The following is a 13,643-nucleotide window of genomic DNA, read 5'->3' as shown; positions in this document are numbered from 1 at the left end:
TTATTCCGGGCCTACAACGGGTTGCACCTGCAATTGTTCCTGCTGCCACCATTGCGCCGCGGGGCTGAGCTGTGCCAAAGCTGGTCCCGGAACAAAGCGAATCGTCCAATGGCCGGAGAACTGACATGATGCCGAAATTCGCGCTCTCGATGCTGGTTGCCCTTGCGGCTTGCGCACCGCTCCAAGAGGCTACGGCGCAGGAAAGCACGCTCGGCGGGGCGCTGTTCGGCGGCGCGGCGGGCGCCATCGTCGGCGGCGCGCTCGGCGGCGGCCGCGGTGCGGCGGTTGGCGCGATCGTCGGGGCGACCACGGGTGCTGCGATCGGCGCCCAGGGCGAGCCCAGGCCCGGCGGCTATCGCTGGTATCAGGGCGGTTGCTACATGGAACAGCCTGACGGCTGGGTCGCAGTTTCGCCGCGCTATTGCGGCGTCCAGGCGCAATACGCACCGCCGCCGCCCCGGTATTACGACGATACACCGCGCTGCATGCGCTCGCAGACTTATGACCCGCGCCGCGGCACCTTCATCGGCCGTGACGGCTATGAGCGTCCCTGCCCGTAATTGCTAGGTCTTGATAACGCCGTCCGGACTGACCGGCTGCGGGCGGCCGTTATCGTCGATCGAGACCTAGGTGAAGTTGCCATCGGTCACTAGGATCTGTTGCAACTCCTTGCGGCGTACGACCCAGGCTTCGAGATGCACCGTGATCGAGGTGCGTCCGACCCGCACCAGATTGGCGTAGACTGAAACGAGATCGCCGACATAGACGGCCTTGCGGAAATTCATGGCCTCGATCGCAACCGTCACCGTGCGCGATTTCGCGATCTTGGAAGCGAACACGCCGCCGCCGATATCCATCTGGCTGAGCAGCCAGCCGCCGAAGATATCGCCATTGGCGTTGGTGTCGGCCGGCATCGCCAACGTGCGAATGCAGAGATCGCCGCGCGTCTCGATCTCGGTCGCGACCGGCGCGTGCAGACGGGGTTCATTCACTTGAAATTCTCCCAGCCGGCATCCGGCGCAAATCTTCCGCCGAATTTTTCCGTGAGCGCCCGCAGCGTCGAGACCACGTTCTCAACCCCTCGGGTTCGCGCATAGTTCAGAGGACCGCCGCGGAACGGCGCGTAGCCGGTGCCGAAGATGACGGCGCCGTCGACCACGTCGGCATTGTCGACGATGCCTTCGCGCAGGCAGGCGACGCAGACATTCGACATCGGCAGGATCAGCCGGTCGATCATTTCCGCAGATGGTTCCGATGTCGCGGGCAGGCCGGATGAGGTGTCGGCCTTGCCCTCCTTCCAGGTGTAAAAGCCCTTGCCCGACTTGCGGCCGAGTTCGCCTCTGGCGACCTTTTCCCGCAGCCAGGCCGGCGTCGGCGGCAGCATGTCGCCGAACTTCGAGCGCAGCATGTCGCCGACATCGAGACAGATATCCAGGCCGACCTGGTCGGCGAGTTCGATCGGACCCATCGGCATGCCGAACTTTTTCGCAGCGGCGTCGATGACAGTCTTGTCGATCTTCTCGTCCAGCATCAGCATCGCTTCCAGCATGTAGGGCGTCAGCGCGCGGTTGACGAGGAAGCCGGGCGACGATTTTACGGGCAGCGGCAACCGGTCGATGGCGCCGACGAAGGCGAGCGCTTCTTTCAGCAATTGCGCGTCGGTGCCGTCATGGCTGACGACTTCGACGAGTTGCAGCCGCGACACCGGGTTGAAGAAGTGTAGCCCGAGAAGCCGCTCGGGCTTTTGCAGCGTGGTGCGCAGGTCCTGCAGCGGAATGCTCGACGTGTTGGTCGCGAGGATCGCGCCCGGCTTCATTTTCGGCTCGATCCCGGCATACACCTTCTGCTTCAGCTCCAGTTTTTCCGGCACCGCCTCGATGATGAGATCGGCGTTGCGAACACCCTCGGCCTGCATGTCCGGCATCAGCCGGTCCAGCGCATCGCGCACGGCAGTCCGCTTGCGCAGGATCTTGCCGTAGAGATCGGCGGCGCGCTTGATCGCGCCTGCGATCGGCTCCGGCTTCATGTCGGCGAGCGTCACCCGCAAATCCTGGCCGGCGCACCAGGCGGCGATGTCGCCGCCCATGGCGCCGGCGCCGATGACGTGAACATGCTCGATCTTGTTGCCGGATCCCGCGAGTTTCTTCATCTGCTCGCGCAGGAAGAACACGCGGATCAGGTTCTGCGCGGTCGGCGTCACCATCAGTCGGGCGAAAGACGCTTTCTCCGCATTCAGCATCGCCCGTCGGTCGCCGCCGTGCTTTTCCCAGAGATCGATCAGCGCATAAGGCGCGGGATAATGCTCCTCCCGCGCCGCCTTGCCGGCCTCGCGGCGCATGCGCGAGGCGAGAAAGCCCTTGACCGGGCCGAGGCTGAGAACGGAGTTGAGAAGCCCGGGCTTCGCGCGCTTCAGGCGGCCGGACACGGCATCCTTCACGGCATTCAAGACATGCCGCTCCTGCGTCACGGCATCGACCAGCCCGAGCGATTTTGCGCGGCGGGCATCGATGGTCTTGCCGGTCAGCATCAGCGGCATCGCCTGGATCGGATTGACGAGCTGCGTGAAGCGCACGGTGCCGCCGAGGCCGGGATGCAGGCCGAGCATCACCTCGGGGAAGCCAAACCGCGCGTCCTCGATCGCAATTCGCATCTGGCAGGCCAGCGCCACCTCTAAGCCGCCGCCGAGGCAGAAGCCGTGGATCACGGCCACACTCGGAACGCGCAAGGCTTCGAGGCGGTCGATCACAGCATGCGCGCGACCGATCTCTGTCTCGACTGCCGCCACGTCGGTCGCGCCGCGAAAGGCGTTGACGTCGGCGCCGGCGATGAAGCCGGATTTTTTGGCGGAACGAATGACAAGGCCCGTGGGACGTCGACCTTCCAGCTCTGCCAGCACCTTGTCCAATTCCTCGATCAGATCGGCGGACAGTGTATTAGCGCTGGTGCCTTCGCGATCGAACAAGAGCCAGGCGACGCCGTCGCCATCGCGGGTCAGCCGGAAATTCTTGTACGGGCTATCAGCGTCAGGTTTCGGCCCGAGCTCGAGCACGCGATCGCCGAGAACGTTCATGATCTGGCTATCCATGCTCACACCGTCTCTATCAACATCGCGCCGCCCTGCCCGCCGCCGATACATTCGGTGGCGATGCCGCGTCTGGTGCCCAATCGCTTCATCGCGTTCACCAAATGCAGCACGATGCGGTTGCCGCTGCAGCCGACGGGATGACCGAGGCTGATCGCGCCGCCGTCGACGTTCAGCTTGCTTTGGTCGAGTTCGCCGGCCGCGCCGTCGAGGCCGAGAATCTCCTTGCAGAACTTTTCGTCGTTCCAGGCGGCGAGACAGCCCAGCACCTGGGTCGCAAACGCCTCGTTCAGTTCCCAGGTCTCGATATCGGAAAGCGTCAGCTCGTTGCGCTTGAGAAGCTCTGTCGCCGACAGCACCGGCCCTAGCCCCATGATGCCAGGGTCGAGTGCCGACCACTGGCTGTCAAGGATGACCGCCTTCGGCGCCAGGCCGTGTTTGGCCACAGCCTCTTCGGACGCCAAGATCACCCAGGACGCGCCGTCGGTGATCTGCGAGGAATTGCCGGCAGTGACCTTGCCCCAGGGACGCTCGAATACCGGCTTCAGTTTTGCCAACGACTCCGGCGTCGAGTCCGGCCGCACGCCGTCATCATAATCGTAGAACTTTCCATCGCGCGCGAATGCGGTCTCTACTTCGTCTGTGAGCCAGCCCTGCGATTGCGCCTTTGCCAGCCGCTTGTGGCTTTCGGCGGCATAGGTATCAGATTGCGCGCGGGTGATGCCGAAGAGATGCCCGACAACCTCGGCGGTCTGTCCCATATTTAATTCGGTGATGGGATCGGTCAGCCCGCGCTCCAGCCCTATGATCGGCTTGAAGTAACCGGGCTTTACCTTCAGCGCCGCCATGATCTTGGCGCCGATGCCTTTGGCGCCGGCAAGGCCGGCAAACCAGCGCACGCCCTGTTGCGGCCACACCAGCGGCGCATGGCTCAGCGCTTCGGCGCCGCCGGCCAGGATCAGGTCGGAGACGCCTTCGCGGATGTAACGATAACCGGTGTCGATCGATTGCATGCCGGAGCCGCAATTGATCTGCACGGTGAAGGCGACCATCTTCTCGCCCATGCCGAGCCGCAGCGCCGCGACGCGGGCCGGATTCATCTCGTCGGCGATGACGTTGACGCAGCCGAGAATGACCTGATCGAACGCCGATGGCGCAAAGGGTTGCCGCGCCAATAGCGGGCGGCCGCATTGAATGGCGAGATCAACCGGCGTGAAGGGTCCCGGGCCAGAGCGCGCTTTCAGGAACGGCGTCCGGCTGCCGTCGACGATAAAGACCGGTCGCGCCATCAGCTTGCCGCCCTCTGTTCACCCAATTCCTGGAAGAACTGATGCACGTCGGCGCCCTTCCTGTAAATCGGCGACAACGCCTCGGGGGCGAAATCATCGACCTCAATCACCTTGGCAACGGCTTCATGTGCAGCCTGCAACTTCTCGCCCTGGGCCTGGGTGATGACACCCTTCTTCACCGCCTCCTTCCAGTCATGCAGCCGCGCGGCGCGCATCTGCTTTGCGACGTCGTCCGCAGCCGCCACCAGCCGGAACGCCTTCTCCAGCCGCGCGATGCCGCCGTCATCATCGACCGCTGACAGATCGGAGGTGAGCCGTTCCCGCGCCGCCGACGGCTCCAGCACGAGCTGCGCGCATTGATGCACGACGCGGTCAGACGGGCCGAGCACGCGCGCACCGAACGGCTGGATCAGGAATTTCAGGATCACAGCGACAAACCGGTTCGGCAGATTGGCCAGGATTTCCGCAAAGCGGTTCTCGATGGTCTTCAAGCCGCTCGCCATGCACCATTCGAGCGCCGCGAAATCTTCGCGCTGGCGTCCCTCGTCCTGCCAGCGTTTCAGCGCGGCGGATAGCAGATAGAGTTCGGACAGAATGTCGCCGAACCGGGCCGAGAGCATTTCCTTGCGTTTGAGCGCGCCGCCAAGCGTCAACAGCGCCATGTCGGCGCACAGTGCGAATGCCGAGGAATAGCGCGAGAGCTGGCGATAGAATCGCGTTGCCTCGCCGGCATCGGGCGCCGGCGCAAACAGGCCGAAGGTCCAGCACCTAGCCCAGGCGCGGAACATGGTCTTGAAGCTGTGGCCGACATGGCTCCAGAACACCTTGTCGAAGTCTTCCAAGCCCTTGGCACGGTCGGCTTCACCCAGCGCATTCATTTCCTCGAGCAGGAATGGATGAGCGCGGATCGCGCCTTGGCCAAACACGATGAGATTTCGCGTGAGGATATTGGCGCCTTCAACCGTGATGCCGACCGGCACCGCGCGATAGAGGCTGCCCATGTAGTTCTGCGGTCCGTCGATCACGGCCTTGCCGCCATGGATGTCCATGGCGTCGTCGATCACGATCCGCATCCGCTCGGTGGCGTGCAGCTTCATGATGCCGGAGATGACGGCGGGATGATGCCCCTGGTTGAGGGCGGCGCAGGTCAGCCGCCGCGCGGCATCGAGCAGATAGGCGGTGCCGGCGATGCGCGCGAGCGGCTCCTCGATACCTTCGAACTTGCCGATGGAGATACCGAACTGCTCGCGAATGCGGGCATAGGCGCCGGTCGTGCGTGCCGCATACGCCGCCCCCGCAGCCGACAGCGACGGCAGCGAGATGCCGCGGCCGGCGGCCAGCGCTGTCATCAGCATCTTCCAGCCCTGGCCCAGCCGCTCCTGCCCGCCGATGATGTAGTCCATCGGAATGAACACGTCGCGACCCCAGTTCGGGCCGTTCTGAAACACCTGCATCGCCGGCAGATGGCGACGGCCGATCTCGACGCCCGGCAGATGGGTCGGGATCAGGGCGACGGTAATTCCGAGCTCTTCCTGCTGGCCCACGAGATGATCGGGATCATAGGCCTTGAAGGCGAGACCGAGCAGCGTCGCGACGGGACCGAGCGTGATGTAGCGCTTGTGCCAGTTCAGCCGCAGGCCGATGACTTCCCGGCCCTCGAAACTGCCCTTGCAGATGATGCCGGTGTCGACCATCGAGGCCGCGTCCGAGCCGGCTTCAGGGCTGGTCAGGCCGAAGCAAGGAATGTCGGCGCCTTCGGCGAGCCGCGGCAGCCATCTATCCTGCTGCTCCTTGGTACCGAAGCGCATCAACAGTTCGCCCGGGCCGAGCGAATTCGGCACCATCACAGTGACGGCGGCGGTCAGCGAGCGCGATGAAAGCTTTCGCACCACTTCCGAATGCGCATAGGGCGAGAAGCCGAGCCCGCCAAACTCCTTCGGAATGATCATGCCGAAGAACTTGTGGCGCTTGATGAAGGCCCACGCCTCCGGCGGAAGATCGCGCCATTCCCAATTGATCTTCCACTCGTCGAGCATGGCGCAAAGCTCGTCGACGGGGTCGTTGAGAAAGGCCTTTTCTTCTTCAGTCAGCGTCGCCGGCGCGACAGCGAGCAATTTCGACCAGTCGGGATTGCCGGTGAAGAGATCGGCGTCCCACCAGACGTCGCCCGCCTCCAGCGCCTCGCGCTCGGTGTCGGACATCGTGGGCATTGCACCACGCGCGAAAGCGAAGATCGGCTTGCTGATGAAATCGCGGCGGAAGCTCATGGCGACCTCCTCATGATCGGGGCGCGACGCCGCGCCTCACCTATGCCAAACATGGGTTCATCCTAGCTGAAATGCACGGGTTTCGGGGACGCTTCGCATCGGGAATGAAGCTAAAATTGATAACTTGGAGATAACGGCGAAGGCCCGGGCCCGTTCCAGAAGCGCGTGCATTGTCCGGCGTTTAGAGACCGGCAATGTTGCCGGATGGATGCCGCTCGGGAGTACCCGCCGGTCTCAACCGCGGACACACCGGCGTTATGAATCACGCTTGTTGCGGCGGCGCTCATTGGGGGCGAACACGGCAAACACTTCCCTGACGCGAACCGCAGGCGTGACATCACGGGTAATGCGAAGCTCCGCGGTCGCTCGGGTTTCTGCGACGCGAGGCGCGTAAAGCGCGCTCCCGTACAGCGAACCATCGAAGCGCAAATTGCTTTCGTCGTCAGTGAGATAAGCGTTTGAAACAAACAACAATACGAGTAACGCCGATCCGACGTAGGTAAAATACTTGAAAATAGGCATTGATAGACGAAGCCTCCCTTCTGGCGAAGAAGAGTGGACCGTTCGCAATAAACGCTGAGTTTAGGTGTGCCCAACTTTTGCCGGAGCGGTTGGCTGGACGTTGCCAATTTGCGACGAATTTTAATGAATCGCCGTTTCGTCATTCCGGGGCTCGCGAAGCGAGAGCCCGGAATCCATTCAACATCCACCTCTGCGGCCCGATGGATTCCGGGCCTGCGCCCTCGCGGGCGCATCTCCGATGCGCAATTGCGCATCGGAGAATGACATGAGAGAGGCGGAACGCGTCAGCCCGGTCCGGCACCCTGAGTTGCCGTGTACACGGCGTAGAGCGACTGGCTCGCGGCCATGAACAGGCGATTGCGCTTGGGGCCGCCGAAGCAGATGTTGCCGCACACTTCGGGCAAACGGATGCGGCCGATCAGCTTGCCCTCCGGGGACCATACCGTCACGCCGCTGTAGCCGACGGCGCGGCCGGCGTTGCTGGAGCACCAAACATTGCCGTTGACGTCACAGCGCACGCCGTCCGGACCGCACTTCACGCCGTCGACCATGAAATCGCTGAACCGCTTGTGGTTGGTCAGCTTGTTGTCGGTGCCGACGTCGAACACGAACACGTCGCCCTTGCCGCCCGGACCGGTGTCGCCCGGCCCCTTGCCGGTAGAGGCGACATACAGCTTCTTGTAATCGGGCGAGAAGCAGAGGCCGTTGGGATCTGGCACCTGTTCCTCGGTCACGACGAGATCGACCCGGCCAGACGGATCGATGCGATAGCAGTTGGTCGGCAGTTCGCGCTTGCCCGGCACGAAGCCTGCCGGTTGGCCGATCCGTGGGTTGAGCTTGCCGGCAGAATTGCTCGGCCCACCCGCGACGTCAGGCTCACCCTCATAGAGCATGCCACCATAGGGCGGATCGGTGAACCAGTAGCTGCCGTCCGGATGCGCGACGACATCGTTCGGCGAGTTCAGCTTCTTGCCGTCATAGGAGTCAGCCAGCACGGTTGCGGTGCCGTCATGCTCATAGCGCACGACGCGCCGGGTGAGATGCTCGCAGGAAAGCTGTCGTCCCTGGAAATCAAACGAGTTGCCGTTACTGTTGTTGGATGGCGCACGGAAGACGCTGACGTGACCGTCATCCTCCGACCATCGCATCTGCCTGTTATTTGGAATGTCGCTCCACAGGAGGTAGCGCCCCTGCGAACTCCAGGCGGGGCCCTCCGCCCACAAGAGACCGGTGTGGAGGCGCTTGATCGCCGTATTGGGCTGGGCGAGATTGTTGAAGGATGGGTCGACGGCGATGATGTCCGGATCCCAGAAATAGGTGGTGGGGGCACCGCGTGGACTGAAATCGCGCGGCGGGCTGGTGACTGTTGACGGGGGCGCCACGGGGCCGGCCTGAGCCAATGCGCTTCCGGCCCCCGCGACGGTAGCACCGGCGCATACCGCCAAACCCTGGACAAGCGCTCGTCGTGAAATCGCGACTTCTGGATCATGCCGTGGTGAATCGCGCCGCTCCTGGCGTATCATCGCATCCTCCCAATCTGTTCGCCGGCCGTTGATCCGGCCTGGCAACTTGAGGTTAACCAAGTCTGCACCTGGTTACGAGAGCTGCTTTTCGATTGAGCCCCCTGCACAAGCTTGCAGCCGAAGATGGCATCAACTCGTCCAATGCATGTCTGTCGGGAGACTCCGCCATCATCGCACTGGGGGGCAATTGCCCACGTGGCGACAAGGTGCGCGACATGCTAATCATTCGACAGTTGGTCGAATTCCTCCGGCAAATCAGTCGGTCCGCGGGGCAAATCAAAATGCAGACACCGACCCGGCAGACATTGCATTGCACTGCGGGATCTCGCGGCAAACGACTTTTTGCTGCGGTTTTGTCATTGGCAATCTGGACGGACATGGCAGGTGCCGACCAAGCGGCCAAGGTCCCCGCGCCATCGCCGAGCAAGCTCGAACGTATCACCGAGTTTTTCAACAATGAAGTTGCAACGGGGCGATTGCCAGGCGCCGTCGTACTGATCCAGCAACACGGCAGGCCGGTCTATCTGAAATGTTTCGGCGTTCAGGATGTCGAGACCAAGGCTTCGATGACATCAGACACGATCTTTGCGCTTCATTCGATGACGAAGCCGATCACCAGTGTCGCGGCGATGATGTTGATCGACGCAGGCAAGCTCTCGCCCGCCGATCCCGTGTCCAAATTCATTCCGGGGTTTGCTGACGCGAAGGTACTTCGGTTCTGAAACTATTGACGGCAAGAACGTTCTAACGCTTGTCCCGGCAGATCGGCCGGTGACCATTATGGATCTGCTACGCCATACGTCGGGCATCACGTACGATTATATCGGCGGCAAGCTGATCATGAAGGCCTATTCGGAATCAGGCCTTTTCGATGGGCGCTACGACAACAAGGTGTTTGCCGACCGCATCGCCAGGTTGCCTCTGGCACGACAACCCGGCACGCTTTGGCGTTACGGACATTCAACCGACGTCCTCGGACGCATCATCGAGATCGTATCCGGACAGACACTCTATCAGTTTGAAAAGCAGCACATCTTCGATCCGCTTGGCATGACCAGCACGAAATTCGTGCTGGAAAGTGCCGACGAACGCTCGCGGATGGCGGAGCCGCTGCCAAGCGATACCATCCTGAAACGTGCAGAGACTGAACGCCGCGCCCATCCGGAATGGGAATCCGGCGGCGGCGGGTTGGTCTCGACGCTCAACGACTATGCCCGTTTTGCCCAGATGATCCTCAACGGCGGGCAACTCGATGGCAAGCGGTACCTTAGCCCGGCCGCATTCAAGTCGATGACGTCAGACCATATCGGGCCCGGCTCCGGCGTTGCGCGGGATTATTACTATTTTCCCGGAGATGGCTTTGGCTACGGTTATGGCTTTGCCGTGCGCACCGATCCGGGAAATGCCAAGCCGCCGCCGCCAGGTTCGATTGGCGAACTCAAATGGGATAGCGGCAGCGGTACCTATTTCGGCGTCGACCCAAAGCTGGACATGATTTACATCCTGCTCGAGCAGACCCAGAACGAACGTGGGCGCATCACGCCAGCATTCAGAAAACTGGTCTACGACGCGTTTGCCACGGACGAATGAACCGGTGGCAGCCGCGCTACGTCAAACCTTCGTCGGGAATATTCAACACCGTACCGCAGGCCTTGCAGTGAACCGCGTCGCTGTCATGGCGCTGTAATCCGCAGGTGGGACATGGAAATCGCACCTTAGTGGGCGAGAGCAGCGCGCGGGCGAGATTGAAGAACAGGGTAACGCCGAAAATCATGATGACAACCGAGATCAAGCGGCCGGTCGTTCCGGGCAAGGTGATGTCGCCGAAGCCGGTCGTCGTCAGCGCGGTGACGGTGAAATAGAGCGCGTCCGCATAGTTCGATATCTGAGGGTTGCGGAATTTTTGGGTCTCGTAGACGATCGCGGTCATCACGAAGATGAAGACCGCCAGATTGGTCACCGCGAAGATCACCTCCTCGTTGCGCCGGAAGAATGAACTGTCCTGGCGCAGCCGCACCAGCATCTGATAGTCGCGCAGCAGCCGCAGCGTTCGCAGGATCCGCAGAAAACCACCGGCCTCTCCGGCCAGCGGCGCCAGGAATGAAATGATCGCGACGACATCCGTCCATGTCGAGAAGCGTGTGAACTCCAGCATTCGACGCCGGCTGACGAGCAGCCGCGCGGAGAAATCCGTCAGGATCACGATGCCGAACAGGACATCGAGTATTTCAGTAACATTGTTGGAGGGAAAAAACGACGTCGCGATGATGAACACGACGGTTACGATGTCGAACACTAGCAGTGCATAGCGAAAACGAACGCCTTCCGGCGTTGCACCCTGGTAGAGCTGTCGAACGTTGTTCTGGAGCGAGGCAAATGACATGGCGCATATTCACCGCTCACATGCGTCATTGTAAATGATGTTGGTGGCGACCGCGAAAAATTGCGTGCCAGCCCTCCCCCCACCAGACGTCACTTCCTGTTGGCCGCCTCGCGCTCGATGAAAGCAACCTCTACGCCTTTCTTCAGCAGCTTGGCCAGCTTGTCGGCATCCCAGTTGGTGAGACGCACGCAACCGTGAGATTCCGCCTTGCTTACTTTTGACGGATTGGCCGTGCCATGAATGCCGTAGCCTTCCGCGGAAAGTCCAATCCACTGCGTTCCGACAGGATTGTTGGGCCCGGGCTTGATCGTGAAGGCACGCCTGGATCTGACTTCCTTGAATTTGTAATCGGGGTTGTAGCGGTAGTGCGGGCGGCCATCTATTGAGATCACCTTGAGCACGCCGCTCGGGGTCGGCTTTTCTTCGCTTCCGACCGTTGCGGGAAAGAAGGCGATCAGGTCGGAGTTCGCGAACGCCTTGACGGTCTGGGAGCTCTTGTCGACCTCGACACGGGTTGCAATTGGCTTCGTCTCTTGCGCAATCACATTGATCACCGAGATCGTCTGGTCGGCCTCGTCGAATTTCTTGCCGGGGTTGAGGGCCGCGAGCAACGCCTCGCTCATATGAAATTTTTCGGCGATGGCCTCGCGCGGGCTGGTGTAACTGAGCGCCTTCAGCCGCTTCATGTCTTCCATCCTGGCGGGCAGCTTCTTGAGGAACGGCCCCTTCACGTCTTCCGCTGCGATCTTGTAGTCAACGACGATGGCATCCGCGCTGGTCGCGATCAAAGCGCTCCAGATCTCCGGGGTCAGCGGCTGCTTGTTGACGATGAGGCCTTTGGCTTCGGCGAACGCCCGCAAGGCTTTCTGGGCGTTCTCGCCGAGCTTGCCGTCGATTTCGCCAGGCGAGAAACTAGCGCGGTCCAGCAGCACCTGAGCCTTGACGACAATGGGATCGATCTTTTCGTTGGCCGGCGGCTTGCCCCTGAACTCCGCGTTATTGATCGCGGCCGCATCAGGGCCGGCGAAGACCGGCTGGACAACACAGGCGAGCACGATCAGGCCGGCAAACAAGCGGATCATCGGCAATCTCCGAAATACAGACGATAAGCATTTCGGCGCGTCGGAGTTCCGTGTTGCCGTGGGGCGCGCATTCGCGCGACACGTTGGCTCCATCCGGACTACATTCGACTAATCCGGCCGGATCATCTCGAACATGTTTTCCGGCTTGATTTCGAAATAGTCGCCGCGGCGGCCGGCGCGGACGATCGGGTGGGCGAGGCCGGTCTGGTAGACGCCGTCCTTGATGAAGGCCTTGTCGATGTGGACGGCGACGACTTCGCCCAGCGTCAGCCAAGCCTGAGCCTTTTCGCCGTCCTTGCCCTGCAACTGGATGATCTGCGTCAGCTTGCATTCGAAGGCAACAGGGCTTTCCGCCACCCGGGGCACGTTGACAAGCTTGCAGGACGCGGCCGTAAGGCCGGCGAGCCTGAACTCATCGACATCAGCGGCAACGTGGGCCGCCGTCGCGTTCATCTGCTTCGCCAGATCCATGGTGGCGAGATTCCAGACGAACTCCCCGGTCTCCTGGATATTGCCGGCGCTATCTTTCCAGTTGGTGGAGGAAAAGCCGATAATCGGCGGGTGATAGCAGAAGGCGTTGAAGAAGCTGTAAGGCGCCAGATTGATGCTTCCCTTGCCATCGCGCGAGGAAATCCACCCGATCGGGCGCGGCGCGATGATGGCGTTGAAGGGGTCGTGCTTGAGGCCGTGGCCGTTCTTCGGCTCGTAGAAATGCAGGTCTTTGGTGGTCACGCGGGGACTCTTCCATCATTGCGAGGAGCGAAAGCGACGAAGCAATCCATGCCGCCTCGCGCGGAGCTATGGATTGCTTCCGCCTTCGCTAAAGCTACGGCGGACAAGTCGCTTCGCTCGCAATGAGGGTGGAGTCAAGTGGCGGAGAGCTCAATTCGCCTTGGCGTGCGGCGAAAGACCCGCGATGACGAAATCGATCATCTGGTCGATCGTGGGGCCGGGCTTGGTGGCGCATTGGGCGATCATCTGCGGGTGGAAGAACCGCATCATGCCAGTGCAGGCGCACATCGCGGCCAGCGGCACATCGGCGACCTCGAATTCGCCTGTGGCCGCGCCTTGGGCGATCACGCTGCCGATGGTCTCCGTGATCAGCAGCATATGGGCGACGCAGACGTCCCAGTCCTCCTGCATCGCGATCTCGACCATCTCGTGCAGCTTGGAATCGCCGACATAGCGCTCGGTGTTCATGCGATTGACGGTCTTCATAAGCTCGCGGAGGCGTACCGACGCCGGCCCCGCCGCCTGCGCGATCCTTTGCGCTTCGACCTCGACCTCGCCCATCAGGGTTCGCGCCACGCCCTCATGGATCGCCTTCTTCGAATCGAAGAAGCGATAGACGTTGGCGGGGCTCATCCGCAGTTCCTTGGCGATGTCGGCGACCGTCGTCTTCTGGTAGCCGATCTGCCTGAACAGACGCTCCGCCACCACGAGGATCTTCTCGCGGGTGTCAGTCTCGATGTGTTCCGAAATCAGCGTCATGTCA

General features: G+C 61.9%; 9 protein-coding genes and 3 pseudogenes. 2 read left to right on the top strand and 10 right to left on the bottom strand.

Annotated features, from left to right (window positions below):
* Nucleotides 1-125 precede the first annotated feature (125 nt).
* A pseudogene (locus IVA95_RS29970) lies at nucleotides 126-425 on the top strand (YMGG-like glycine zipper-containing protein); the annotation flags it as partial.
* A 204-nt stretch (nucleotides 426-629) separates the two neighbouring features.
* Here the strand turns inward: IVA95_RS29970 and IVA95_RS29965 are convergent.
* The 6 genes and pseudogenes from IVA95_RS29965 to IVA95_RS29940 all read right to left on the bottom strand — a co-directional run.
* A pseudogene (locus tag IVA95_RS29965) lies at nucleotides 630-914 on the bottom strand (acyl-CoA thioesterase); the annotation flags it as partial.
* 74 nt (nucleotides 915-988) lie between these two features.
* Nucleotides 989-3,085 carry a 3-hydroxyacyl-CoA dehydrogenase NAD-binding domain-containing protein gene (locus IVA95_RS29960; protein ID WP_247513771.1) on the bottom strand — a complete coding sequence of 699 codons (2,097 nt, stop codon included), beginning with the start codon at nucleotides 3,083-3,085 and terminating at the stop codon, nucleotides 989-991.
* A 2-nt stretch (nucleotides 3,086-3,087) separates the two neighbouring features.
* The gene (locus IVA95_RS29955) at nucleotides 3,088-4,371 is read right to left on the bottom strand and encodes an acetyl-CoA C-acetyltransferase (protein ID WP_247513770.1); all 1,284 of its coding nucleotides are present in this window, start codon (nucleotides 4,369-4,371) and stop codon (nucleotides 3,088-3,090) included.
* Nucleotides 4,371-6,638 carry an acyl-CoA dehydrogenase gene (locus tag IVA95_RS29950; RefSeq protein ID WP_247513769.1) on the bottom strand — a complete coding sequence of 756 codons (2,268 nt, stop codon included), beginning with the start codon at nucleotides 6,636-6,638 and terminating at the stop codon, nucleotides 4,371-4,373. Before IVA95_RS29950 ends, IVA95_RS29955 begins: the two co-directional genes overlap by 1 nt.
* Nucleotides 6,639-6,893: 255 nt before the next feature.
* Complete coding sequence (locus IVA95_RS29945; protein WP_247513768.1) at nucleotides 6,894-7,160, bottom strand: hypothetical protein; 267 nt, start codon at nucleotides 7,158-7,160, stop codon at nucleotides 6,894-6,896.
* Nucleotides 7,161-7,444: 284 nt separating this feature from the next.
* Complete coding sequence (locus IVA95_RS29940; protein ID WP_247513767.1) at nucleotides 7,445-8,683, bottom strand: SMP-30/gluconolactonase/LRE family protein; 1,239 nt, start codon at nucleotides 8,681-8,683, stop codon at nucleotides 7,445-7,447.
* Between the two features lie 377 nt (nucleotides 8,684-9,060).
* Between IVA95_RS29940 and IVA95_RS29935 the strand changes: the two are divergent.
* Nucleotides 9,061-10,273, top strand: a pseudogene (locus IVA95_RS29935) (serine hydrolase domain-containing protein).
* Between the two features lie 16 nt (nucleotides 10,274-10,289).
* Here the strand turns inward: IVA95_RS29935 and IVA95_RS29930 are convergent.
* The 4 genes from IVA95_RS29930 to IVA95_RS29915 form a co-directional block, all read right to left on the bottom strand.
* Nucleotides 10,290-11,066, bottom strand: a complete 777-nt coding sequence (locus IVA95_RS29930) for a potassium channel family protein (RefSeq protein WP_247513766.1) — start codon at nucleotides 11,064-11,066, stop codon at nucleotides 10,290-10,292.
* An 89-nt stretch (nucleotides 11,067-11,155) separates the two neighbouring features.
* Nucleotides 11,156-12,148, bottom strand: coding sequence for a L,D-transpeptidase family protein (locus IVA95_RS29925; RefSeq protein WP_247513765.1), 993 nt, complete (start codon nucleotides 12,146-12,148; stop codon nucleotides 11,156-11,158).
* A 108-nt stretch (nucleotides 12,149-12,256) separates the two neighbouring features.
* A complete protein-coding gene (locus IVA95_RS29920; protein ID WP_247513763.1) occupies nucleotides 12,257-12,880 on the bottom strand; it encodes a flavin reductase family protein in 624 nt (207 codons plus the stop codon).
* A gap of 150 nt (nucleotides 12,881-13,030) precedes the next feature.
* Nucleotides 13,031-13,639 carry a TetR/AcrR family transcriptional regulator gene (locus IVA95_RS29915; RefSeq protein ID WP_213249106.1) on the bottom strand — a complete coding sequence of 203 codons (609 nt, stop codon included), beginning with the start codon at nucleotides 13,637-13,639 and terminating at the stop codon, nucleotides 13,031-13,033.
* Between the last annotated feature and the right edge of the window lie 4 nt (nucleotides 13,640-13,643).

Origin of the sequence: Bradyrhizobium sp. 157 (genome assembly GCF_023073815.1) — a bacterium.
Classification (GTDB): Bacteria; Pseudomonadota; Alphaproteobacteria; order Rhizobiales; family Xanthobacteraceae; genus Bradyrhizobium.
Note: the sequence above shows the minus strand (reverse complement) of the source record. Positions and strands in the feature narration are given on the sequence as shown.